The sequence below is a fragment of the Shinella sp. NM-101 genome (genome assembly GCF_021401195.1).
GTDB lineage: Bacteria > Pseudomonadota > Alphaproteobacteria > Rhizobiales > Rhizobiaceae > Shinella.
In genome coordinates this window covers 39,652-61,642 of record NZ_JACBFT010000014.1, presented here as the reverse complement: position 1 = coordinate 61,642, position 21,991 = coordinate 39,652, and the positions used below count along the sequence as shown (strand labels likewise).

The following is a 21,991-nucleotide window of genomic DNA, read 5'->3' as shown; positions in this document are numbered from 1 at the left end:
GGTCTCCAGAATGGTAATGTTATTACGTTACAAGCGCTTTGTGCCCGCTTGCCGCCGGGCTGTCAAGCGCGGTTCGCGAGAAATGAACGGCAGATCAGCCGCGCATCCCGCGCAGCGTCGCGGGGGCCTTGAAATGCCATGCCTCGGCAAGCCGCTGCCGCAGCTCCGCGTCGTCGATCGCCGCGGCGCGCACGAGGAGCGCCGGCCATCCCCTGTAGTGATCGGTTTCGTAATAGATGTCGGGCGCCATCTCGATCAGGCGCTCCTTCTCGTCCACCGGCGCCGTCAGCACCAGCGTCGCGGCGTCCTTGACGCGCACGAAGAGCTTGCCGCCGACCTTGAGCGCCGGCGTGCCGTAGGACGTGCCGGTCTCGACGCCCGGCAGGTCCCCGCTGAGCCGTTGAAGGCGGGCGAGCAGCGGATCCTTTTCATCCGGCATGAAAAATCCTCCCCGGCCAGCATAGACCGGGGAGGGCGGATATTCGAGGCGGGATCAGGAGGTCCGGCTGCCGCAGGCGGGCTTGGCCTCGCCCGGCATCCGGAACAGACCGAACGGCAGGTCGCCGAGCCGGCGCGAATCCATCGTTTCGATCTCGGGATGGGCGAGCGGGTCGCGCATCCAGACCGGAGCCTCCGCGGCATCGATCTTCGCCGTAAGGGCTTCGGCGAGCCTGGAGAAAATCTTGAACATTGCCTTCTCCTTTCGGTTCGTTATCATCGATCAGCCCTGATAATCGCGCCGGAAAACCACAGAGGCAATCGAGTAGTTCGAGACAGGAGTATAGGGAATCTATATGAGAAACCTCAACCGCGTGCACCTGAACGGCCTGCGGGCGCTGGAGGCGGTGGGCCGGCTCGGCTCGCTGCAGGCGGCGGCCGAGGAGCTGGGCGTCACCGTCGGTGCGGTCAGCCAGCAGGTCATCAAGGCGGAAGAACAGCTCGGCCGGACGATCTTCGAGCGCACCGCCCGCGGCATGCGCGAGACGGCGTTCGGCGGGCCGTTCCTCGCGCGTCTTTCGGCGGGTTTCCGCCAGCTTTCCGAGGCGGTCGCCGCTACGCGGCGGCGGGACGATGCGATCCTGACCATCTCCGTCGCGCCGATCTTCGCCTCCCGCTGGCTCATCCACCGCATCGACCGCTTCAGCGCCGCCCATCCCGATATCGGCCTGCGCATCGAGGCCTCGACGAGCCTCGTCGACCTCGCGCGCTCCGATGTCGATCTCGGCATCCGCGTCGGGCCGGGCAACTGGCCGGGCGTCACGGCCGAGTTCCTGATGCCGCAGGTCATGTTCCCGGTCTGCGCCCCGGCGCTGGCGGACACGCTGCGCAGGCCGGAGGACCTTGCCGACCAGCCCGCCGTCATCGACGGCAACGATGCCTTCACCTGGGAGCGCTGGCTGGCGGCGGCGGGCCTCGACGTGCCGCCGCCCAAGGCCCGGCACGTCTTTTCCGATGCCTCGCTGTGCCTCGACGCGGCGCTGTCGGGGCAGGGCGTGCTGCTTGCCTATCCGGTGCTCGCCTCCTGGGCGCTGAAGGAGGGGCGGCTCGTCGCGCCGTTCCCGATCCGGGTGGAGACCGGCATGGGCTATTATTTCGTCACGGCCCCGGGCCTGCCGGAGCCGCGCAAGGTCTCGGCCTTCAAGCGCTGGCTGCGCGCGGCCATGGCGGAAGACGCGGACGGCTATGCCGGCGCGGTCATTCCTGCTCGGCCTGCCGCACCTCCATCATCGCCTTGAAGGCCGGCCGCGACTGGCAGGCGTCGAGCCATGCCTTGACGTGCGGGGCGTCCTCGAAGAGCTGCGGCTGGCTCATCGCGTAGCGGAACACTTCCGCGAGGTTGAGGTCCGCCACGGTGAAGCGCCCGCCGACGACGTGGCCGCTTGCGGCAAGGTGCTGGTCGAGCCGCTGGAAGCTCTTCTTCAGCGCCTTGACGGCGCCGCGGATGACGAGGCGTCCCTGCTCGCTTCCCGCCGCGTTCGCGTCCAGCGTCAGGATGATCTTCACCGCGTGCGGCTCGACCTCCGTCGCCGCCCACATCGTCCATTGCAGCATCTCGGCCTCTTCCGTCAGCGTCTGGCCGGAAAGCGGGCCGCCGTGCTTGCGGGCGAGGTAGAGGTTGATCGCCAGCGATTCCGTCATCACGAAGCCGCCGTCGTCGATGCAGGGGATGAGGCCGGTCGGGTTCACCGCGAGGAAATCCGGCGACTGCGTGTTGAGCGGTGCATCGGCCGCAAGCGGGTCGTCCACGCGGCGGCCCTGGATGACCGGCACGGAGACGAAGGGCAGGCCGAGCTCGCCGGCAAGCCAGTAGGCGCGCGAGGCGCGGGAGCGATAGACGCCGTAGATGGTGAGCATGGATCCTCCGGGGGCAGGCCGCCGTTCGCGGCTTGCGCAAGAACAAAGAGCCCCGGCATGATCGCGGCTAGAAGAAAGCGATCCTGCACGGGCATCGCCGCCACAATAGGCGGCGACCCGGTCGAGCGGTAGGGTGCGGGCCTGATCGATCCATGAATTGTGGTGATGGCGGGCCTTCTTTGCCGCATTGACCATGCGCCACGGCGGGGCTAGAGCAGTTCAAGGTGACATGTCCGCAACCGCGGACGGGAACGGGCGATGACAGGACGCATGACGAGCTGGGCCGTATGCCTGCGCATTCTCTGCGCGCTCGCCCTGCTGTCCGTTGGTTTCGCCCACCAGCCGGCCTCGGCCGCCCAGCCGGGCGTGCTCCTGCTGTCCCAGTATGTGCTGCCCGATGGAACGATCGGCGACCTCTGCCTGGACGATCATGTCGACGGCAAGGTCAGGCATGACACCTCCACCAAATGCGAGGCCTGCCGCATCGGCGGCGCCATGCTGGTGCCGCAGCCGGCCGATCTTGCCGGAACCGTGCACGCCTTCCGCACCGCCGCCGTCCGCCCGCTGGTCGGCCAGGCGCTCGATGCCAGACGCGAGCGCCCCGGCGCGCCGCCCCGCGCGCCGCCCTTCCTGTCGGCCTGATCGCAAGGCGGCTTGCCGCCCTGCGCCCGCAATCCCGCCCGACAGGGCACCCCGCATGTCCGCGAAACATATGCGCCGGCCGGTGCCGCCGCTGCCGCGCATCCTCTTCCGATACGAAAGCCAGAAAGGAACTATCCATGAAACGCATTCTCGCAACCGCCGCCGCGCTCGCGCTCTCGGCCTCCGCCCTCTTCGCCCAGGATTTCACGCTCGGCAGCCTTCAGATCCACAACCCGGCCTCGCGGGCGACGCTGCCTGGCCAGCCCGTCGGCGGCGGCTTCATGACCGTCGTCAACAAGGGCGAGGCCGACCGCCTCGTCTCCATCGCCGCGCCGGACGTTTCCGACGACGTGCAGCTTCACGAGATGGCCATGGAAAACGACGTGATGAAGATGCGCCAGCTCCCCGACGGCATCGAGATCCCGGCCGGCGCCACGGTCGAGCTCAAGCCCGGCGGCCTGCATGTCATGTTCATGAAGATCAAGCATCCGCTCGCCGAAGGCGACACGTTCAAGGCGACCCTGAACTTCGAGAAGGCCGGCAAGGTCGACGTGGACTTCACCGTGGGCGCCGCCAAGCCCGCCGCAATGAAGATGGACGACGCCGCCGGCAATCACGGCCAGGGCGGCTGATGAAGCGGATGAGGGGGCCTGCGGAATGCGCCCCCTCATCCACCATGGCGCCTCCCCGTTCGGGCAGGAAGGGAAGGCGCATCGCGGGACGGGTCAGCCCGTCCTGTTCCGCTCGATCGTCAGGTGCGCGTGGCCGGCGGTGCCGTCGCGGGCAAGGTCGCCCGTGACGCGTTCGTTCCAGCGAAAGCCCGCGATCGCGCCCTGCGGCGTTTCCTCGAAGACATTGCCGGTAACGAGCGCCGTGCCGGCCTCCTCGACCACCGTCACGCCGCAGCCGACGGGGCTGCTGCGCACCAGGTTGCCGCTGACGACGAGGCCGCGCATGTAAGGCCCCCAACCGAGCATCAGCCCCCATTTCGCCGCGTTTTCGATGGTGTTGCCGGTAACGGCCGTGTCGGCCTCCACCGCGATGCCGAAGCCGAAGCCCGCGCCCTCGTGCACATAGGGGCCGTCGAGGTGCAGGTTGCGCACCACGTTGCCGGTGATGCTGGCGAGCCGCCCGCCCTCGTTGAAATTGACGACCACGATGCCGTTCGCCGCGCCGTCGACGAGGTTGCCGTTGACGACGGCGCCCTCGAAGCCGAATTCGGAGTAGATGGCCGTCTCGCCGCTGTCGAGGCAGGTATTGCCCGACACCTGCACGTTCGAGCCGGCATTGGAGCGGATGGCCGAGAAGGCGCAGCCCGAGACGTGGTTGCCCGAGATCATCACGTCGTCGGCGCGGAAGACGTTGATGCCGTTGCCGTACTGGCCGGTGCCGCCGCGCGTTGCCAGGATGCGGGCGATGCGGTTGCCCGAGACGATGGTCCCGTCGCGGCCCTTCTGCCAGCGATGGATCAGGATGCCGCCATTGCCGCAGTCGAGGACGCGGTTGCCGGTGACGGCAAGCTCGCGGCTCTCGACCGCGTAGAGCGCATAGTCCGCCGCGCCGGAAAGCCGGTTGCGCTCGATCCGCCCGCCCGAGCGCTCCAGATAGACCGCGCTCTTCGACGAGCCCTGGACCTCGCAGTTCTCGATGGTGACGTTCGCGACGCCGCCGAGATGCACGAGGCCCTCTACCGTGTCGTCCAGCCAGCGGTTCGCGCCGTCGATGACGAGGTTGGATAGCTCGATCCTGCCCGCGCCCTCGGCGGCGAAGAGGTGGCCGCCGCCGCCGTAGACGATGCGCGTCGCGCCGGCGACGCCGGTGAGCCGCGTATTGTCGGGCAGGGTGACGTTCGAGACGACATAGTCGCCCGGCGGCAGGAAGACGGGCGTGTTCTTCGCCGCCGCATCCTTCAGCAGCCTGGCGAAGGCCTGGCTCTTGCGGTCGTCCGCACCGGGCCGGATGCCGTGCGCCGCCGCGTCGATGCTGCCGCGCAGGTCGACGTCGACGACCGGCATCCGACGCGCCTGCGCCGCCGCCCCCGCGGCGATGCCCGCCGCGCCGAGACCGAGACCCGAGAGAAGTAACCGCCTGGTAACCATGAAAGCTCCTTGCGGACAGGAGAGCAGGAAACGTGCCAGGCGATTCTGTGCCGGAACGGGACAATTTCTGGTCTGCGCCTCTCGGTTGTTTTTATTTCGCGGGAATGCCGGATCGACCTCATTTCGCCGGTTTCCTTTAGGGTTGGATAACGACTTGAGGTGTAGCGTCGGGCGTTCCGGAAAGAGGCGGCGGCCGGCGGCGTCGTTCCTTGCGTTGGGGACCTCGGGGCTTCATGTCGATGAAACTGTCTCACTTTGGTAATGACGACACCGACGCGACGACGCGCCTGATGTCCGCCAGCCGGCGCCTCATCGACGAGGCCGCGCGGCTTTTCCCGCTGGCGTCGGGGCAGAACGAGCGCATGGTCTGGCTCGAGGCCATGATCGACGAGGTGCCGGACTACCTCTACTTCAAGGACAGGAACAGCCGCTTCATCGTCGCCAACCGCGCCATCGTCAACGACAACAGGCACGAAGGGCTGGACAGCCTCGTCGGCCTTTCCGATTTCGACATCCATCCCGAGCACGTCGCCCGCGACTTCTTCAACACCGAGCAGGAGATCATCCGCACCGGCAGGGCCATGCTCGACATGGAGGAACTGGTCCGCGATTCCAGCGGCAATCTCAAATGGCTGCTCACCTCCAAGCTGCCGGTGCGCGATGCCGGCGGCGAAGTGGTCGGCATCGTCGGCATCGCGCGCGACATCACCGGGCGCAAGCGCTCCGAGAGCCTGCATCTCGGCCAGGCGCACCTTCTGAAGATGATCGCGCTCGGCGCGCCGCTTGCCGAGGTCTTCTCCTCGCTTATCCTGCTCATCGAGGCCCATGTGCCCGATGTCGCGGGCTCGATCCTCCTGCTTGCGCCCGACGGCAGGCATATCGTCAACGGCGCGGCGCCCAATCTGGAGCCGGCCTACAGCAGCCTGATCGACGGCGTCGAGATCGGCCCGGCCGCCGGTTCCTGCGGCACGGCCATGTGGCGGGGCGAACCCGTCATCGTTTCGGATATCGAGACCGACCCGCTCTGGGCCGACTTCAAGGCCATCGTCGCCCCCTACGGCTACCGCGCCTGCTGGTCCTCGCCCATCCGCTCCTACCAGGGCAAGGTGCTCGGCAGTTTCGCGCTCTATTCCCGCACGCCCGGCGAGCCGTCAGCCGACTGCATGAAGCTCGTCGGCATGGCGACGCACATCGCCGGCATCGCCATCGAGCGCAAGGAGGCGGAAGACAGCATCCAGTTCATGGCCCATCACGACACGCTGACGGGCCTGCCGAACCGCAGCATGCTGGACGAGCGCATCGCCTCCGCCATCGAGGCGGCGGACGAGTGCGGCGGCACCCTGACGCTCGCCTTCCTCGACCTCGACAATTTCAAGCTGGTCAACGACAGCCTCGGCCACCATGCCGGCGACGAACTGCTGAAGATCGTCGCGGCGCGCATGAAGGACTGCGTGCGGGCGGGCGACAGCATCGTGCGGCTCGGCGGCGACGAGTTCGTGGTGCTGGTCGGCGGGGTGCGCGGGGCCGATAAGGTGGAGGAGTGCCTGCAGGCCGTGCGCCGCGCGGTCGCCGAACCGGTGGAGGTCGGGGGGCGTTCCTTCCAGGTCACCTGCAGCATGGGCGTCGCCGCCTATCCCGAGCACGGCCGCAACGCCACCGAGCTGATGGCCCGCGCCGATGCCGCCATGTACCGCGCCAAGGAGATCGGCCGCGACGCCATGCAGGTCTTCACCGCCGAGCTCGCCAACCGCGCGCACGAGAAGCTCGTGCAGCAGGAGGAGCTGCGCCGCGCGCTCGCCCGCTCCGAGCTCTTCCTGCAATACCAGCCGCAGATGGACCTTTCCAACGGCCGCATCTTCGCGGTCGAGGCGCTGATCCGCTGGCGCCATCCCGAGCGCGGCCTCGTCGCCCCCGGCGATTTCATTCCGCTCGCCGAGGAGACCGGCCTCATCGGCCCCATCGGCGACTGGACGCTGCGCGAGGCGTGCCGGCAGAACAAGGCCTGGCAGGTCTCCGGCCTGCCGCCCATCGTCGTCAGCGTCAATGTCTCGGCCCGCCAGTTCCAGGAGAAGGACTGGGTGGAGCGCGTCGCCGCCGCCCTCTCGGAAAGCGGGCTGGAGGCGCGCTACCTCGAGCTGGAGCTGACGGAAAGCATGATCATGGAGGACGTGCAGCAGGCGGTGGAGACCATGCACCGGCTGGAACGGCTCGGCGTGCACCTCGCCATCGACGATTTCGGCACGGGCTATTCGAGCCTTGCCTCGCTGAAGCGCTTTCCCGTCGGCCGCCTCAAGATCGACCGGTCCTTCGTGCGGGACCTGCCCGACGACGGCGACGACGCGGCCATCGCCCGCGCCGTCATCTCGCTCGCCCATTCCCTGCACCTGCGCGTCATCGCGGAAGGGGTGGAGACGCGCGAGCAGATCGATTTCCTGCGCGAGGCCGGCTGCGACGAGATCCAGGGCTTCTACCTCAGCCGCCCCATCGACGCCCGCGCGCTCCAGGCGATCCTCTGTATTCCCGATCTCTGATATTCCGTGCCCCGGCGGCGCGCAGCTCTTGACTTTGGTATGTTGATATCAACAGTAAGAACCATGTCGGACGATTCCCTGATTCCCTACGAGACCACGCTTTTCGTGCGCGACCATTGCCTGTGCCTGCATGCGCAGCGCGCGGCCCGGGCGCTCGCCCGCCGTTTCGATGATGCCCTGCGCCCGCTCGGCCTCACCAACGGCCAGTTCTCGCTGCTGATGGCGCTGAACCGCCCGGAGCCGCCGCCGATGGGGCCGGTCGCCGCCGTGCTCGCCATGGACCGCACCACGCTGACGGCCGCGCTCAAGCCCCTCGAACGGCGCGGCCTCGTCACCGTGGAGGCCGACCCGCGCGACCGACGCGGCCGCCTGCTGCGCCTGACCCACGACGGCCGCCGCCTTTTGACCGAGGCCTTCCCGGTCTGGAAGGCGACGCATGACAAGGTCGATGCCCAGCTCTCCGCGATCGACATGAAGGCGCTGCGGGACGGCATGCTGGCGATCACATAGAGGACTTGCCGTATGGCGTGGACCCTCGGATCGAGGCCGAGGATGACGGCGGGGAGGCAAAGGCGCCGGCCAGTCGAACGTTGCGGCATGCGTCGTCGGTGCCTTGGTTTTAGGCCTCTCTTCTTTTGTGATCCTCTGGCTTGACCCGAGGGATGCACCCGCGCGCACGGCTCGCGTGCCCGCCCACTGGCAGACGGCGCGAAAACGCCTATCTTTCCCGTCATGAAGCCCGACCAGCTCCTCCGTCCGGCGCCCGCCGGCCTCTATTGCCCCGCAGGCGATTTCTACATCGATCCCGTCCGCCCCGTGGCGCGGGCGCTGATCACCCATGGCCATTCCGACCATGCCCGCGCCGGCCACGGCGCGGTGCTGGCGACGCGGGAAACGCTCGACATCATGGAAATCCGCTACGGCGAGGATTTCTGCGGCACCCGGCAGGCCGCCGCCTTCGGCGAGCGCATCGACCTTGCCGGCGTCACCGTCTCCTTCCATCCGGCCGGCCATGTGCTGGGCTCGGCGCAGATCGCCGTCGAGGCGGGGGGCCTGACCATCGTCGCCTCGGGCGACTACAAGCGCGGTGCCGACCCGACCTGCGTTCCCTACGAGCCGGTGCCGTGCGACGTCTTCATCACCGAGGCGACCTTCGGCCTGCCGGTCTTCCACCATCCCGAGCCGAAGGCCGAGATGGGCAAGCTCCTGACATCGCTGAGGCAGTTCCCCGAGCGCAGCCACCTTGTCGGTGCCTATTCGCTCGGCAAGGCGCAGCGCGTCATCCGCCTGCTGCGCGATTGCGGCTACGACGCGCCGGTCTATATCCACGGCTCGCTGGCGCGCCTGTGCGACTATTATGTCAGCCGCGGCATCGATCTCGGCGACCTGCGTCCGGCCACGCTGGAAAAGGGCGACCCGACCGATTTCCGCGGCGCCGTCATCGTCGGCCCGCCGTCTGCCTTCGCCGACCGCTGGGCGCGGCGCTTCAACGAGCCGCTCGTCGCCTTCGCCTCCGGCTGGATGATGGTGCGCCAGCGCGCAAAGCAGGGCGGCGTCGAGCTGCCGCTCGTCATCTCCGACCATTGCGACTGGCCGGAACTGACCGAGACGATCCGCGAACTCGCGCCGCGGGAGGTCTGGGTGACGCATGGCCGCGAGGAGGCGCTGGTGCGCTGGTGCGAGCTTGCCGGCGTGCCGGCCCGCCCGCTGCATCTGGTGGGCTATGAGGACGAGGGGGATTGATGGTGCTTGGCAGTCAACATCATCCATGTGGCTCACCCCTCTCTGCCCCCGCGGGAGGCTCCCGCCCATGAGAGCCTTCGCCACGCTCCTCGACCGCCTCGTCCTCACCCCCTCGCGCAACGGCAAGCTCAAGCTGCTCGCCGACTATTTCCGCGACACGCCCGATCCCGACCGCGGCTACGGCCTTGCCGCCATCGCCGGCACGCTGGACCTCAAGAGCGTCAAGCCGGCGCTTCTGCGCGAACTGGTGCTGGAGCGCATGGACGAGGTGCTGTTCCGCTATTCCTACGATTATGTCGGCGACCTCGCCGAGACCATCGCGCTCGTCTGGGACCAGGAGCGCAAGGAGCGCGTGGCCGACGATGCCCAGCCGCGGCTCGGCGCGGTCGTCGCCCGCATGAACGCGCTCGGCCGCACCGAGGTGCGCGGCGCGGTGCGCGACCTGCTCGACCGGCTCGATCCCTCCGCCCGCTTCGCCTTCCTGAAGCTGGCGACCGGCGGCCTGCGCATCGGCGTCTCGGCGCGGCTCGCCAAGCAGGCGCTCGCCGATTTCTCCGGCCTCGATGTCACCGAGATCGAGACCCTCTGGCACGGCCTCCAGCCGCCCTACGAGCCGCTCTTCGCCTGGCTGGAGGGCAGGGCCGGACGCCCGGTGCTGGCGACGCCCGCGATCTTCCATTCCGTCATGCTCGCCAATCCCGTGGGCGAGGGCGATCTCGACGCTCTCGATCCCGCCGATTTCGCCGCCGAATGGAAATGGGACGGCATCCGCGTGCAGCTCTCGTCATCCGGCACGACGCGCCGGCTCTATTCCCGCTCCGGCGACGACATTTCCGGCGCCTTCCCCGATGTGCTGGAGGCGATCAATTTCGAGGGCGTGGTGGACGGGGAACTCCTCGTCGGCGGCACGGCGCGCACCAACAGCCCGACGCGCACCTTCTCCGATCTCCAGCAGCGTCTCAACCGCAAGACCGTCAATGCGAAGATGCGGGAGGACTACCCCGCCTTCGTGCGCGCCTATGACGTGCTGTTCGAGGGCGAGAAGGATGTGCGCCCCGAGAATTTCGCGACCCGCCGCGCCCGCCTCGGCGACCTGATCGCCGGCGCCCCGCACGACCGCTTCGACCTCTCCCCGCTCGTGCCCTTCGGCTCCTGGGCGCAGCTGGAGCAGATCCGCCGCGAGCCGCCCGATCCGGTCATCGAGGGCGTGATGATCAAGCGCCTCGACAGCACCTACCAGGCCGGCCGCATCAAGGGGCCGTGGTTCAAGTGGAAGCGCGACCCCTACAATATCGATGCCGTGATGATGTATGCCCAGCGCGGCCACGGCAAGCGCTCCAGCTACTATTCCGACTTCACCTTCGGCGTGTGGACGCAAGGCGAGGGCGACGACGTGCTGGTGCCCGTCGGCAAGGCCTATTTCGGCTTCACCGACGCCGAGCTCGAAATGCTCGACCGCTATGTGCGCAACAACACGACCGAGCGCTTCGGCCCGGTGCGGGCCGTGCGCGCCGAGCCCGGTTACGGCTTCGTGCTGGAGGTCGCCTTCGAGGGCATCAACCGCTCCACCCGCCACAAGTCCGGCGTCGCCATGCGCTTCCCCCGCATCGCCCGCCTGAGGCAGGACAAGCTGCCGGCCGATGCCGACCGGCTGGAAACGCTGATGGCGATGGTGGAGGCGAAGGACGTCTAGAGCAATTCCAGCAAAAGTGCGCAGCGGTTTTGCGTCCGGAATTGCGTAGAAACAAAAGGATAGAGCGTTTTCGCGATTCGAAGAAAAGCGGAAATGCTCTAGGACTGGCCCCCGTAATGGCCGAAAGACAGCATCACCTGGACGACGAAGGTCAGCGGCAGCAGCATGCCGCCCATGAAAACGCCGACCGACATGTTGTACTTGCGCCCCATATGGATCGCCAGCGCGGCCGGAGCGGCGACCACCAGCAGCAGGTGCGTGACGATGAGGTAGGTGGGCAGCGTCGTTTCGAAACCCATCTTGATCGCAAGGGCGTAGACCCAGATGATCGCAACGAGCAGAAGCCAGATCACGCCGGCGAGCAGCGGCCCGTATTTGCGGTAGACGCGAAGCGCTTCCGGAAAAGTCGCCATCAGCCCAAGGATCGTCACCGCCCATACGATTATCTGCATCTCAGAGCTCCAGCGCCGAAAGATCGGGCCCGAGCGGCACGATGCGGTTCGGGTTCAGCGACTTGATGGAATAGTAGCCGTGCTTGATGTGGTCGATATTGACCGTGTCGCGCACGCCGGGAAGATCGAGCACGCGCTTGGTATAGGCCGAAAGCGCCGCATGGTCGGCAAGGCGCTGGCGGTTGCACTTGAAGAGGCCGTAATAGGCCGCGTCGAAGCGGATGAGCGTGACGAAGAGGCGGATGTCGGCCTCGGTGAAGGCGCTTCCGGTCAGGAACGGCCGCCCGTCTGCAAGGCGCGCTTCCAATTCGTCCAGCATGGCGAAGACGCCCTGGTAGGCTTCCTCATAGGCGACCTGCGTCGTGGCGAAGCCGGCGCGGTAGACGCCGTTGTTGAGCGCGGGATAGATGCGCTCGTTGAGGGCGTCGATCTCGGCGCGCAGGGCCTGCGGGTAGAGGTCGACGCTCTCGTCCGCCAGCGCGCCGAAGCCGGTGTTGAGCATCCGCACGATATCGGCGGACTCGTTGTTGACGATGGTCTTCCGCTCCCTGTCCCAGAGGACCGGAACGGTGGCGCGGCCGGTGAAGGTCGGCTCGGCGCGGGAATAGAGTTCGTGCAGATAGGTCGCGCCGTTGAGCGCGTCGCGGTCGGAGCCCGGAAAATCGCCGAAGCGCCAGCCCTGGTCGGAGAGCGCCGGCTCCACGACGCAAACGGAGATCACCTCTTCGAGCTTCTTCAGCTTGCGGGCGATCAGCGTGCGCGAGGCCCAGGGGCAGATGAGCGCGACATAGAGGTGGTAGCGGCCGCGTTCGGCGGCAAAGCCCGCTTCGCCCGTGGGGCCGGCGCTGCCGTCCGGCGTCACCCAGTTGCGGAAACTCGATACCTGCCGCACGAAGCCGCCCTGGGCGTCCGTCGCCTGCACCGGCTGCCAGTCTTCCGTCCATTTGCCGTTGACGAGCATCGCGTCACCTCGCTTCGGTTGTGTCTGGCTGGCATACCGCCCGCGCGCGAAAACCGCAATTGCCCCGCGGATTGACACAGCGTTCACAAAGGCCGGCATGTGGCGGATGGTCGCCTTCCGTTCGCAGGAACAGGCTGCGCTGCACGCAGGGCACGCCCCTCATCCGGCCTGCCGGCCACCTTCTCCCCGCAAGCGGGGCGAAGGGGATATGCCGCACCGACTTCCCAAGCCCTCGACGTTGCGTCAGGTACGTCCCCCCTCGGCAGGACGATCGCATATGGAATTCGACGTTGCTGCCCTTTCCTTCTCCCCACGGGGGAGAAGGGGGATGGGGCAGCGGTGAGGGCACCCCCGGGACGCGCTTGCCCGCAATGCCGTTACCGCTCAGGCCATCAGCCGGTCGATCAGCGCCGAGGCGGCATCCGCGATGACCGTGCCCGGCGGGAAGATCGCGTCGGCGCCGGCCTTTTCCAGGTCGGCGAAGTCCTGCGGCGGGATCACGCCGCCGACGGCGATCAGCATGTCGCGCGCGCCGCGCTTGACGAGGGCGGCCTTCAGCTCGGGCACCAGCGTCAGGTGCCCGGCGGCCAGCGAGGAGGCGCCGACGATATGCGCGCCCTCGCGGATGGCAAGCTCCGCCACCTCTTCCGGCGTCTGGAACATGGCCCCGACGATGACGTTGAAGCCGAGGTCGGCAAAGGCGGTGGCGATGACCTTCTGGCCGCGGTCGTGCCCGTCCTGCCCCATCTTGGCGACGAGGATGGTGGGCTTCTCGCGCCGCGCCTTCCGGAAGCCGGCGACCTTGTCGACCGCCGTATTGAAGGCCCGGTCGTTGGCGCCCATCTCCTTGCGGTAGACGCCTGATATCGTGCGGATTTCCGCGACATGCCGGCCGAAGGCCTTTTCGAGCGCGAAGGCGATCTCGCCCACCGTGGCCCGCGCCCGCGCCGCCTTCACCGCGAATTCCAGCAGGTTGCCGTCGCCGCTTTTCGCGACCTCCGTCAGCCGGTCGAGCGCGCTTTCGGCCGCCGCCGTGTCGCGCGTGCCCTTGAGCTGCTGGAGCTTGGCGAGCTGGCGGGCGCGCACCTCGGAATTGTCGACCTTCAGCACGTCCACCTCGATGTCGCGCTCGGGCCGCGAGAAGTTGACGCCGACGACGGTCTGCTGGCCCGAGTCGATGCGCGCCTGCGTGCGGGCGGCGGCCTCCTCGATGCGCAGCTTGGGAATGCCCTTCTCGATGGCCTTGGCCATGCCGCCGAGCGCCTCCACCTCCTCGATATGGGAGAGCGCGCGGGCGGAAAGGTCGTGCGTCAGCCGCTCGACATAGGCCGAGCCCCCCCAGGGATCGATGATGCGCGTCGTGCCGCTCTCCTTCTGCAGGAGGATCTGCGTGTTGCGGGCGATGCGGGCGGAATGGTCGGTCGGCAGCGCCAGCGCCTCGTCGAAGGAGTTGGTGTGCAGCGACTGGGTGTGGCCCTGCGTCGCCGCCATCGCCTCCACCATGGTGCGCATGACGTTGTTCATCGGGTCCTGCGCCGTCAGCGACCAGCCGGAGGTCTGGCAATGGGTGCGCAGCGCCAGCGACCGGGCGTCCTTCGGCGAAAAGTTCTTCTTCATCAGCGCGGCCCAGATGAGGCGCGCGGCGCGCATCTTGGCGACCTCCATGAAGAAGTTCATGCCGATCGCCCAGAAGAAGGAAAGGCGCGGCGCGAAGGTGTCGATGTCGAGCCCGGCCGCGACCCCGGCGCGGGCGTATTCGATGCCGTCGGCAATCGTATAGGCAAGCTCCAGGTCCGCCGTCGCCCCGGCCTCCTGCATGTGGTAGCCGGAGATCGAGATGGAGTTGAACTTCGGCATGCGCCGGCTGGTATAGCTGAAGATGTCGGAGATGATCCGCATCGAGGGCTGCGGCGGGTAGATATAGGTGTTGCGGACCATGAACTCCTTGAGGATGTCGTTCTGGATGGTCCCGGACAGCTTGTCCTCGGAGACGCCCTGTTCCTCCGCCGCGACGATGAAGAGCGCCATGATCGGCAGCACCGCGCCGTTCATGGTCATGGAGACGCTCATCTGGTCGAGCGGGATGCCGTCGAAGAGCTGGCGCATGTCGAGGATGGAATCGATCGCGACGCCCGCCATGCCGACATCGCCGGCAACGCGCGGATGGTCGCTGTCATAGCCGCGGTGGGTGGCAAGGTCGAAGGCGACGGACAGGCCCTTCTGCCCGGCCGCCAGGTTGCGGCGGTAGAAGGCGTTCGATTCCTCCGCCGTCGAGAAGCCGGCATATTGCCGGATCGTCCAGGGCTGCTGGACATACATGGTCGGGTAGGGGCCGCGCAGATAGGGCGCCGCGCCCGGCCAGGTGTCGAGATAGGAAAGGCCGGAAAGGTCCGCCTCGCCATAGGCGCCGGCGACGGCGATGTCCTCCGGCGTCAGCCACCCGGCCTCGCCGGTTGCGGCAGCGGGCGCCGGCGTTCTCGACCAGGCGATGGAGGCGAAATCGGGAATCCGGCTCATGCGGCGGCTCCTTTGATGCGGCGTTGCGCTGCGGTTTCATCCCCCTCTGCGGGCGTCTCCTTCACGAGTGGGGACATCGGATGGAGCGCCGTCTTGCCCGTCGCCAGCATTGCCGATCGAGCGGGGACCGTGCCTCTTGCCGGTCTCGCTCCCTGGAGGCAGGGCGATTGCATATGGAATTCGGCGGGTGCCACCTGCCCCTTTACCCCCGCGGGGAGAAGGTCGCGGCAGCGGGATGAGGGGGAGCCGCAGGCAAAATTCGTCCTGCTTGCCCCCTCATCCGGCCCTTCGGGCCACCTTCTCCCCGGCGGGGAGAAGCAAAAAGCGGCAGCGACCCGCCCTGCACGGTTGCCCTGTCCCTGTAGGGGAGAAGCCCGGCGGGGCAGAGGGGGATAGGCCGTGCCCATCACGCCGCCTCCACGCAATCGGCCAGCAGCACCGGCCGCAGCCCTGCCGGCGCGGTCTCATCGAGGGGGCCGAGCACCGTCACCGGCCGCTCGTCCTTCAGGGGAAACAGCGTCGTGCCGACGATGGGCCGCGCCTTGCGCGCCGCCCGCGCCGCCTCGACCATGGCCCGGACCGCGCCCGAGGCGATGGCGGCCGAAAGCCCGCCCTTCCTCTCGATATCCGTGAAGATCTCCCACGCCTTTTCCGCCAGCCCTTCCGTCAGCGCCTCGATGCCGCCCGCGCCGGCGGCGGGGTCGGCGACATGGGCAAGGTTGCTTTCGGTGATCAGCACCACCTGCGTGTTGCGGGCGATGCGGCGGGCAAAGGGATCGGGCACGCCGAGCGCCAGCGTGTGCGCAAGCACGGTGATCTCGTCCGCCCCGCCGGTGCCGGCGGAAAAGACGGCGATGGTGCTGCGCAGGATGTTGGTTTCCGGGTCGCGCCGCGTCAGCATGCGCCAGCTCGTCTCGGCGTGGAGATGCGCGGGCTTCGGCTCGGAAATGCCGCAGGCCGCCTGCATGCGGGCATGGATCAGCCGCGCCGCGCGCATCTTCGCCGTGGTGAGGAACTGGTCCTGGTCGGCGGCAAGCGACAGCGAAGTCGCCGCGAAAGCGTCCTCCGGCGCGACGCCCGCCGCATCGAGCAGGCGCAGGCTTTCCGCCAGCGAGGCCGCGACGATGGCAAGCTCCAGCGCCTCGCTGGCCCCCGCATTGTGCGCCAGCCGCCCGTCGGCATTCAGCACGGAACCGGAAAAGCCGAAGCCGATCAGTTCCCTGGCAGCGCCGGCGAGCGCGCCGCTTTCGCCGTCGCCGCCGGCAAGCGCCGTGGTGAAGGGATCGAGCCCGAAATGCACCGGCGCCGCCTGCGCGCCGGCCTCGGCAAGCGCGCGGGCAAGCGTCGTCGCGAGCGCCCGGTCGGCAAAGCCGGCCTCGAGGCGCAGCGAGAAGGGGGCTGCGGCGCGCGCGGCGGCGGTCTTGCGGAAGGCGGTCTCGCTGCCGGCCGCAATGCCCGTGCCGTGCGCGGCGGCGCTGCCGCGGAAGACGAGGGAGATACCCGTCGCGCCGTTTTCGAGGTCGTCGGCCATCTGCACGCGGGCGCGCACGGGGTCGGCATCGTCGCGGCGCTGGTTGACGGTCCAGGCATCGCCGGCATGCGGCGTGGCGGCATGGCTGTGGGCGAGCGGGACCGCGCCGTCGCGGCGGCTGTAGATCGGCCGGATGGCAAGGCCGTCGTCGCTGTGCGACACGAGGCTCGCCTCGAAGTCCGCGCCCTTCAGCGCCTTTTCCGCAAGCCTGCGCCAGCCCGCCTCGTCAAGCGGCGCAAAGCCCGCGTCTTTCAATATGCTCGCGTCCATGCCGTCGCGCTCTCCGTTTTCCGGCATTTCTATCCATCCCGGATACCGCGTAAAGCGCCACTTTGGTAGAGTGACGTTCGGGTGACATCGGGCGAGGATTGTGGCGCGCAAGCCTGACGCCAGCCGCAATTGCCACAATTATGGCAGGGTCGTGGACCTAATTTGCCTTTCGTTAGTTAGTGATTCAGCCTCCTCGTCCATCCTGCCTTCCCGACAATCGGATACCGACGCTTTCATGACAGACACCGCGCTTTCCCGCCGCCGCTTCCTCCAGTTCTCCGGCCTCGCCCTGGCAAGCGGCCTTGCCGGCTGCACCTCGTCCATGAACACGGACCGTTTCCGCGAGGAGACGCGGCCCTATTTCCGCAATCCCGCGCTGGAAGGCCGGCCGGAATATATCGACAACCGCCAGCCGATCGGCCTTTATGGCCAGACGCCGCCCTCGGGCCTCCTGCCCGAATCCTCGCGCTATGCGGCGATCTACGGCCCGGTCTATGACGGCGGTTACCAGGTGCCGGCCGTGCCCTACCAGCAGATCGACGCACGCTTCTATCGGCAGGAGGTGGAGAGCCCTTTCGCTGAAAAGCCCGGCACGATCATCGTCGATACGGGCAACCGCTTCCTCTACCTCATCCTGCCGTCCGGCCGCGCCATGCGCTACGGCGTCGGCATCGGCAGGCAGGGCTTTGCCTGGTCGGGCCGCGGCGTCATCCAGTGGAAGCAGGCCTGGCCGAAATGGACGCCGCCGGACGAGATGGTCAAGCGCCAGCCGGAACTCGTCAAATATTCCGGCGCCAACGGCGGCATGCCAGGCGGCCTCAACAACCCGCTCGGCGCTCGCGCGCTCTACATCTTCCAGAACGGCCAGGACACGCTCTACCGCCTGCACGGCTCGCCGGAATGGAAATCGATCGGCAAGGCCGTCTCCTCGGGCTGCGTGCGCATGCTGAACCAGGATGTGATCGACCTCTACGACCGCGTGAAGGGCAAGGCGCCGATCCTGGTGATCTGAGGGGCGCTCGCTTCTCCGTCGCTCTCGCTCTCGGCCTCAAGCGGCCCGCTCTGTCGCCAGACAACGTCTCCTCCGTCATTTTCGGCCTTGAGCCGGATGACGTCGGCGGGTGGGTGAGGGCGCAGCACGGCAGCCGATGACCCTCCGGGGGGCCGTTCAGCGGTCTGCAAGGCGCTGAGGCAATCTCTGCGGCCTTACGCCGCCGGCGAAATCAGATACGCCCCGTCGACCTGCGGCAGGTCGCCGGAAGCAACGGCCTTGCCGCCCTCCATCCGCACCTTGCCTTCGGCAACGAGCCGCAGCGCCAGCGGGTAGCTGCGGTGCTCCACGGTGAGCACCCGCGCGGCGAGCGTGTCGGCGGTATCGGCGGGCAGGACCGGCACGGCCGCCTGCACGATCACCGGGCCTTCATCCATGCCCTCGGTCACGAAATGCACCGTGCAGCCGGCGATGCGCAGCCCCGCGTCGATGGCGCGCTGGTGCGTGTGGAGGCCGGGAAAGAGCGGCAGCAGGGAGGGGTGGATGTTGAGGATGCGGCCTTCATGGCGCTTGATGAAGGTGCCGGAGAGCAGGCGCATGTAGCCGGCGAGGCAGATGATGTCGGGTGAGAGCGCGTCGAGCGCATCGAGGATCGCCGCCTCGTGCGCTTCCTTGCCGGCGAAGTCCCGGCGCAGGAAGGTACGGGTCGAAATGCCCAGCGCCTCGGCCTTCGCAAGCCCGCCCGCCTCCGCCTTGTCGGAGAAGACCGCGACGATCTCGGCCGGGAAATCCGGCGCCTCGGCCGCCTTCGCCAGCGCCAGCATGTTGGAGCCGCCGCCGGAGATGAAGGCGACGACGCGCTTGCGGGGCGACGTCATAGGGCGAGCGTGCCCTTGTAGATCGTGCCGGCCGCGCCCTCTTGACGGGCGACCATGCGGCCGAGGCGGAAGACTGATTCACCTTCGGCGACAAGCGCGGCGGAGACCGCATCGGCCTTGTCGGCGGGAATGACGGCGATCATGCCGACGCCGCAGTTGAAGGTGCGCAGCATTTCCTTCGCTTCAACGCCGCCGGTCCTGGCGAGCCAGGAGAAGACGGCCGGGGCCTTGACCGCGTCGAGGTCGATCTCGGCGGCAAGGTGCTTGGGCAGCACGCGCGGGATGTTTTCCGGGAAGCCGCCGCCGGTGATATGCGCCAACGCCTTGATCGCCCCCGTCTCGCGGATCGCTTTCAGCAGCGGCTTCACATAGATCTTCGTCGGCGTCAGCAGGGCCTCGCCGAGGCTCTTTTCGTCGTCGAACGGGGCGGGCGCATCCCAGGCAAGGCCGGAGAGCGTCACGATCTTGCGCACCAGCGAATAGCCGTTGGAGTGGACGCCCGAGGAGGCAAGGCCGAGGATGACGTCGCCTTCGGCGATGTCGCCCGCCGGCAGCAGTTGTCCGCGCTCGGCCGCGCCCACGGCAAAGCCGGCAAGGTCATAGTCGCCGTGCGAATACATGCCCGGCATTTCCGCCGTCTCGCCGCCGATCAGCGCGCAGCCGGCCTGCCGGCAGCCCTCGGCGATGCCCTCGACGATGGCCGCGCCCTGTTCGGGATCGAGCTTGCCGGTGGCGAAATAGTCGAGGAAGAAGAGGGGTTCGGCGCCCTGCACCACGAGGTCGTTGACGCACATGGCGACGAGGTCGATGCCGACCGTGTCGTGGCGGTCCGCGTCGATGGCGATCTTCAGCTTGGTGCCGACGCCGTCGTTGGCGGCCACGAGCACCGGATCCTTGAAGCCGGCCGCCCGGAGGTCGAACAGGCCGCCGAAGCCGCCGATCTCGCCGTCCGCGCCCGGGCGGCGCGTGGAGCGCACCGCCGGCTTGATCTTCTCGACCATCAGGTTGCCCGCGTCGATGTCGACGCCCGCATCGCTGTAGGTCAGACCGTTCTTTTCCGACTGGCTCATGCTCTCGTCTCCGGCTCGCGCGCTGTTCGCGCCCGATTGGCATGATGGGGGCACAAGTGCAAGAAGAATGCCGGGAAAGCCGGGATTTTTTCACCGATTTGCCGCAAGGTCCTGCCGCGGAAGCGCCCTTCACCCCAGCCCTCTCCCCGCCGGCGGGGAGAGGGGACGTACCCTGCGCAACGGGGAAATCGGGGAAAACGATGCGGCATATCCCTTCTTCCCGCAGCCAGGGAGAAGGCGGCGGCGGCCGGATCAGGGGCTGTCGCCTCGAAAACGGGCATCAGGGCTTTTCCCCTCCGAGCCTTGACCTTTCTCGGCCGCGCATCCTATCTCGTCTGCAAACGGCGGCAGAACACGGGAAAGAGCACGATGGCAGCCCATATCAGCGGCGCGGGACTGAAGCGGCAGGTGGTCTTCTGGCTCATCGCGCTCGCCTTCTTCGTCCTCTTCCTGCTCGTCTTCTCCGACATCCTGCTGCCCTTCATCGCCGGCATGGCGCTCGCCTATTTCCTCGACCCGGTGGCCGACCGGCTGGAGCGCATCGGCCTTTCCCGCATGATGGCGACGGTGGTGATCCTGATCGCCTTCGTCGTGCTCTTCGCGCTGTCGCTGATGATCGTCATCCCGCTGCTCGCCACCCAGGCGGCCGATTTCCTGGAGAAGCTGCCGGGCTATGTCAGCCAGCTCCAGGGGCTGGTGGCGAGCTTCAATCCCGATCTCCTGCCCAAATGGATCAGCAGCCAGATGGGCACGATCAAGCAGAGCTTCTCCTCGATCCTCGCCGAGGGCGCGGGCTTCCTCGGCACGGTCTTCAAGCAGCTCTGGAATTCCGGCATGGCGCTGGTCAACATCGTCTCGCTGCTCGTCATCACGCCGGTCGTCGCCTTCTACCTGCTGCTCGACTGGGACCGCATGATCGCCAAGGTGGATAGCTGGGTGCCGCGCGACCATGTCGACAACGTGCGCCAGATCGCCAGCGAGATGGATGCGGCGATCGCCGGCTTCGTGCGCGGGCAGGGCTCCATCTGCATCATTCTCGGCCTGTATTACGGCGTGGGCCTGTCCTTCGCCGGCCTCAATTTCGGCCTGCTGATCGGCCTTTTCTCCGGCCTCATCAGCTTCATCCCCTATGTCGGCTCGCTGGTCGGGCTGGTGCTGGCCATCGGCGTCGCCGTCGTGCAGTTCTGGCCGGATTACTGGATGGTCGTGCTCGTCGCCGCCATCTTCTTCTCCGGCCAGTTCATCGAGGGCAACATCCTCCAGCCGAAGCTCGTCGGCTCGCGCGTCGGGCTGCATCCGGTCTGGCTGATGTTCGCGCTGGTCGCCTTCGGCGCGCTGTTCGGCTTCGTCGGCCTGATGATCGCCGTGCCGGCGGCCGCCGCCGTGGGCGTGCTTGTCCGCTTCGGCCTCAGGCGTTACCTTGACAGCGACCTTTATTACGGGGCGAGCAAGCCCGTTCTCCTCGAAGAGAGCACGCCGAAAGAGCAGCGGTGGCAGTAAGAGTACCCGAGAACCTCATGACGTCGCGCAAGACCGCCGAACAGTTGCCGCTGGCCTTCGGTCACGACCCCGCGACGGGTCGCGACGACCTGCTCGTCGCCGGCCCGGTGGACGCGGCCGTGGCGATGATCGATGCCTGGCCGCACTGGCCGGCCCCGGTGGTCGTCATCGCCGGGCCGGTCGGCTCGGGCAAGTCGCACCTTGCCGCCATCTGGCGCGCGAAGGCCGGCGCGACGCTGATCGAGGCCAAGGCGGGGCAGGGCGCGGAGGAAGCGGCCGGGCGCGGCCCCGTCCTCATCGAGGATGCCGACCGCAACGGCTTCGACGACCGCACGCTGTTCCACATCATCAACAATGTGCGCCAGCACGGCCACACGCTGCTCATCACCAGCCGCCTCTGGCCGATGTCCTGGCCGGTCGACCTGCCGGACCTGCGCTCCCGCCTCAAGGCGGCGACCGTGGTGGAGATCGGCGAGCCGGACGACGAACTGCTCTCGCAGGTCATCGTCAAGCTCTTCGCCGACCGCCAGCTCTTCGTCGACGACAGGCTGGTCGCCTATATCGTCGCCCGCATGGAACGCTCGCTGGAAGCCGCGCAGACGCTGGTCGAGCGCCTCGACCGCCTCGCGCTCGCCCGCGGCAGCCGCATCACGCGCTCGCTGGCGCAGGAGGTGCTGGGGGAAATGGTGGGCAGCGGGGATTTCGGGGAGTAGGTCCGGGTGGGGGTGAGGGGCAATGCTCCGCACACGATTGTCCCC

At 67.9% G+C, this 21,991-nt stretch carries 20 protein-coding genes; 10 read left to right on the top strand and 10 right to left on the bottom strand.

Translation table 11 applies throughout. The features are described 5' to 3' along the window. Nucleotides 1-94: 94 nt before the first annotated feature. Nucleotides 95-439, bottom strand: a complete 345-nt coding sequence (locus tag L0976_RS21785; protein WP_234189253.1) for an MmcQ/YjbR family DNA-binding protein — start codon at nt 437-439, stop codon at nt 95-97. 54 nt (nt 440-493) lie between these two features. Then, complete coding sequence (locus L0976_RS21780; RefSeq protein ID WP_234189252.1) at nt 494-691, bottom strand: hypothetical protein; 198 nt, start codon at nt 689-691, stop codon at nt 494-496. A gap of 103 nt (nt 692-794) precedes the next feature. Between L0976_RS21780 and L0976_RS21775 the strand changes: the two genes are divergently transcribed. After that, a complete protein-coding gene (locus tag L0976_RS21775) occupies nt 795-1,736 on the top strand; it encodes a LysR substrate-binding domain-containing protein (protein WP_234189251.1) in 942 nt (313 codons plus the stop codon). Here L0976_RS21775 and L0976_RS21770 read toward each other — a convergent pair. Then, nucleotides 1,696-2,355 (bottom strand): glutathione S-transferase family protein, encoded by a 660-nt coding sequence (locus tag L0976_RS21770; RefSeq protein WP_234189250.1) that lies wholly within the window; start codon nt 2,353-2,355, stop codon nt 1,696-1,698. The genes L0976_RS21775 and L0976_RS21770 overlap by 41 nt on opposite strands. Before the next feature lie 258 nt (nt 2,356-2,613). Here L0976_RS21770 and L0976_RS21765 point away from each other — a divergent pair, with 258 nt between their 5' ends. After that, nucleotides 2,614-2,997, top strand: a complete 384-nt coding sequence (locus tag L0976_RS21765; RefSeq protein WP_234189249.1) for a hypothetical protein — start codon at nt 2,614-2,616, stop codon at nt 2,995-2,997. Nucleotides 2,998-3,134: 137 nt separating this feature from the next. Further along, nucleotides 3,135-3,629 (top strand): copper chaperone PCu(A)C, encoded by a 495-nt coding sequence (locus L0976_RS21760; protein ID WP_234189248.1) that lies wholly within the window; start codon nt 3,135-3,137, stop codon nt 3,627-3,629. 93 nt (nt 3,630-3,722) lie between these two features. Here the strand turns inward: L0976_RS21760 and L0976_RS21755 are convergent, their stop codons facing one another. Further along, nucleotides 3,723-5,096, bottom strand: a complete 1,374-nt coding sequence (locus L0976_RS21755) for a TIGR03808 family TAT-translocated repetitive protein (protein ID WP_234189247.1) — start codon at nt 5,094-5,096, stop codon at nt 3,723-3,725. 233 nt (nt 5,097-5,329) lie between these two features. Here L0976_RS21755 and L0976_RS21750 point away from each other — a divergent pair, with 233 nt between their 5' ends. From L0976_RS21750 to L0976_RS21735, 4 genes are all read left to right on the top strand, one after another. Continuing rightward, nucleotides 5,330-7,627: an EAL domain-containing protein gene (locus tag L0976_RS21750; RefSeq protein WP_370643766.1), complete on the top strand. Its 2,298-nt coding sequence runs from the start codon at nt 5,330-5,332 to the stop codon at nt 7,625-7,627. 63 nt (nt 7,628-7,690) lie between these two features. Then, nucleotides 7,691-8,137, top strand: a complete 447-nt coding sequence (locus tag L0976_RS21745) for a MarR family winged helix-turn-helix transcriptional regulator (RefSeq protein ID WP_234189245.1) — start codon at nt 7,691-7,693, stop codon at nt 8,135-8,137. Nucleotides 8,138-8,359: 222 nt separating this feature from the next. Further along, on the top strand, nt 8,360-9,370 hold the full coding sequence (locus L0976_RS21740) for a ligase-associated DNA damage response exonuclease (RefSeq protein ID WP_234189244.1): 1,011 nt from the start codon (nt 8,360-8,362) through the stop codon (nt 9,368-9,370). 67 nt (nt 9,371-9,437) lie between these two features. After that, nucleotides 9,438-11,063 carry a cisplatin damage response ATP-dependent DNA ligase gene (locus L0976_RS21735; RefSeq protein ID WP_234189243.1) on the top strand — a complete coding sequence of 542 codons (1,626 nt, stop codon included), beginning with the start codon at nt 9,438-9,440 and terminating at the stop codon, nt 11,061-11,063. Nucleotides 11,064-11,161: 98 nt separating this feature from the next. Here L0976_RS21735 and L0976_RS21730 read toward each other — a convergent pair whose 3' ends face one another. From L0976_RS21730 to L0976_RS21715, 4 genes are all read right to left on the bottom strand, one after another. Next, the gene (locus tag L0976_RS21730) at nt 11,162-11,515 is read right to left on the bottom strand and encodes a hypothetical protein (protein ID WP_234189242.1); all 354 of its coding nucleotides are present in this window, start codon (nt 11,513-11,515) and stop codon (nt 11,162-11,164) included. A 1-nt stretch (nt 11,516) separates the two neighbouring features. Continuing rightward, complete coding sequence (locus L0976_RS21725) at nt 11,517-12,476, bottom strand: glutathione S-transferase family protein (protein WP_234189241.1); 960 nt, start codon at nt 12,474-12,476, stop codon at nt 11,517-11,519. A gap of 384 nt (nt 12,477-12,860) precedes the next feature. Beyond that, nucleotides 12,861-14,993 carry a methylmalonyl-CoA mutase gene (gene scpA / locus L0976_RS21720; protein ID WP_234189240.1) on the bottom strand — a complete coding sequence of 711 codons (2,133 nt, stop codon included), beginning with the start codon at nt 14,991-14,993 and terminating at the stop codon, nt 12,861-12,863. A 406-nt stretch (nt 14,994-15,399) separates the two neighbouring features. Beyond that, the gene (locus tag L0976_RS21715) at nt 15,400-16,821 is read right to left on the bottom strand and encodes a methylmalonyl-CoA mutase family protein (protein ID WP_234189239.1); all 1,422 of its coding nucleotides are present in this window, start codon (nt 16,819-16,821) and stop codon (nt 15,400-15,402) included. 208 nt (nt 16,822-17,029) lie between these two features. Between L0976_RS21715 and L0976_RS21710 the strand changes: the two genes are divergently transcribed. Beyond that, nucleotides 17,030-17,806 (top strand): L,D-transpeptidase, encoded by a 777-nt coding sequence (locus L0976_RS21710; protein WP_203318196.1) that lies wholly within the window; start codon nt 17,030-17,032, stop codon nt 17,804-17,806. A gap of 194 nt (nt 17,807-18,000) precedes the next feature. On the opposite strand, the gene purN is transcribed toward L0976_RS21710, so the two are convergent. Continuing rightward, a complete protein-coding gene (gene purN, locus L0976_RS21705) occupies nt 18,001-18,663 on the bottom strand; it encodes a phosphoribosylglycinamide formyltransferase (protein ID WP_234189238.1) in 663 nt (220 codons plus the stop codon). Continuing rightward, nucleotides 18,660-19,733 (bottom strand): phosphoribosylformylglycinamidine cyclo-ligase, encoded by a 1,074-nt coding sequence (purM, locus tag L0976_RS21700; RefSeq protein ID WP_234189237.1) that lies wholly within the window; start codon nt 19,731-19,733, stop codon nt 18,660-18,662. The genes purN and purM overlap by 4 nt, the downstream gene beginning before the upstream one ends. Before the next feature lie 369 nt (nt 19,734-20,102). Here purM and L0976_RS21695 point away from each other — a divergent pair, with 369 nt between their 5' ends. Continuing rightward, nucleotides 20,103-21,233, top strand: coding sequence for an AI-2E family transporter (locus tag L0976_RS21695; protein ID WP_234189236.1), 1,131 nt, complete (start codon nt 20,103-20,105; stop codon nt 21,231-21,233). 17 nt (nt 21,234-21,250) lie between these two features. Beyond that, on the top strand, nt 21,251-21,946 hold the full coding sequence (hdaA, locus tag L0976_RS21690; RefSeq protein WP_234189235.1) for a DnaA regulatory inactivator HdaA: 696 nt from the start codon (nt 21,251-21,253) through the stop codon (nt 21,944-21,946). Nucleotides 21,947-21,991 lie beyond the last annotated feature (45 nt).

What these genes read in the sequence shown, in the direction of transcription:
- L0976_RS21735 (WP_234189243.1), top strand. Translation starts at nt 9,438, where the DNA reads ATGAGAGCCTTCGCCACGCTCCTCGACCGCCTCGTCCTCACCCCCTCG.
- L0976_RS21780 (WP_234189252.1), bottom strand. Translation starts at nt 691, where the DNA reads ATGTTCAAGATTTTCTCCAGGCTCGCCGAAGCCCTTACGGCGAAGATC.
- purM (WP_234189237.1), bottom strand. Translation starts at nt 19,733, where the DNA reads ATGAGCCAGTCGGAAAAGAACGGTCTGACCTACAGCGATGCGGGCGTC.
- purN (WP_234189238.1), bottom strand. Translation starts at nt 18,663, where the DNA reads ATGACGTCGCCCCGCAAGCGCGTCGTCGCCTTCATCTCCGGCGGCGGC.
- L0976_RS21715 (WP_234189239.1), bottom strand. Translation starts at nt 16,821, where the DNA reads ATGCCGGAAAACGGAGAGCGCGACGGCATGGACGCGAGCATATTGAAA.
- L0976_RS21765 (WP_234189249.1), top strand. Translation starts at nt 2,614, where the DNA reads ATGACAGGACGCATGACGAGCTGGGCCGTATGCCTGCGCATTCTCTGC.
- L0976_RS21775 (WP_234189251.1), top strand. Translation starts at nt 795, where the DNA reads ATGAGAAACCTCAACCGCGTGCACCTGAACGGCCTGCGGGCGCTGGAG.
- L0976_RS21760 (WP_234189248.1), top strand. Translation starts at nt 3,135, where the DNA reads ATGAAACGCATTCTCGCAACCGCCGCCGCGCTCGCGCTCTCGGCCTCC.
- L0976_RS21785 (WP_234189253.1), bottom strand. Translation starts at nt 439, where the DNA reads ATGCCGGATGAAAAGGATCCGCTGCTCGCCCGCCTTCAACGGCTCAGC.
- L0976_RS21730 (WP_234189242.1), bottom strand. Translation starts at nt 11,515, where the DNA reads ATGCAGATAATCGTATGGGCGGTGACGATCCTTGGGCTGATGGCGACT.
- L0976_RS21710 (WP_203318196.1), top strand. Translation starts at nt 17,030, where the DNA reads ATGACAGACACCGCGCTTTCCCGCCGCCGCTTCCTCCAGTTCTCCGGC.
- L0976_RS21770 (WP_234189250.1), bottom strand. Translation starts at nt 2,355, where the DNA reads ATGCTCACCATCTACGGCGTCTATCGCTCCCGCGCCTCGCGCGCCTAC.
- L0976_RS21695 (WP_234189236.1), top strand. Translation starts at nt 20,103, where the DNA reads ATGGCAGCCCATATCAGCGGCGCGGGACTGAAGCGGCAGGTGGTCTTC.
- L0976_RS21755 (WP_234189247.1), bottom strand. Translation starts at nt 5,096, where the DNA reads ATGGTTACCAGGCGGTTACTTCTCTCGGGTCTCGGTCTCGGCGCGGCG.
- L0976_RS21750 (WP_370643766.1), top strand. Translation starts at nt 5,330, where the DNA reads ATGTCGATGAAACTGTCTCACTTTGGTAATGACGACACCGACGCGACG.
- L0976_RS21740 (WP_234189244.1), top strand. Translation starts at nt 8,360, where the DNA reads ATGAAGCCCGACCAGCTCCTCCGTCCGGCGCCCGCCGGCCTCTATTGC.
- L0976_RS21725 (WP_234189241.1), bottom strand. Translation starts at nt 12,476, where the DNA reads ATGCTCGTCAACGGCAAATGGACGGAAGACTGGCAGCCGGTGCAGGCG.
- scpA (WP_234189240.1), bottom strand. Translation starts at nt 14,993, where the DNA reads ATGAGCCGGATTCCCGATTTCGCCTCCATCGCCTGGTCGAGAACGCCG.
- hdaA (WP_234189235.1), top strand. Translation starts at nt 21,251, where the DNA reads ATGACGTCGCGCAAGACCGCCGAACAGTTGCCGCTGGCCTTCGGTCAC.
- L0976_RS21745 (WP_234189245.1), top strand. Translation starts at nt 7,691, where the DNA reads ATGTCGGACGATTCCCTGATTCCCTACGAGACCACGCTTTTCGTGCGC.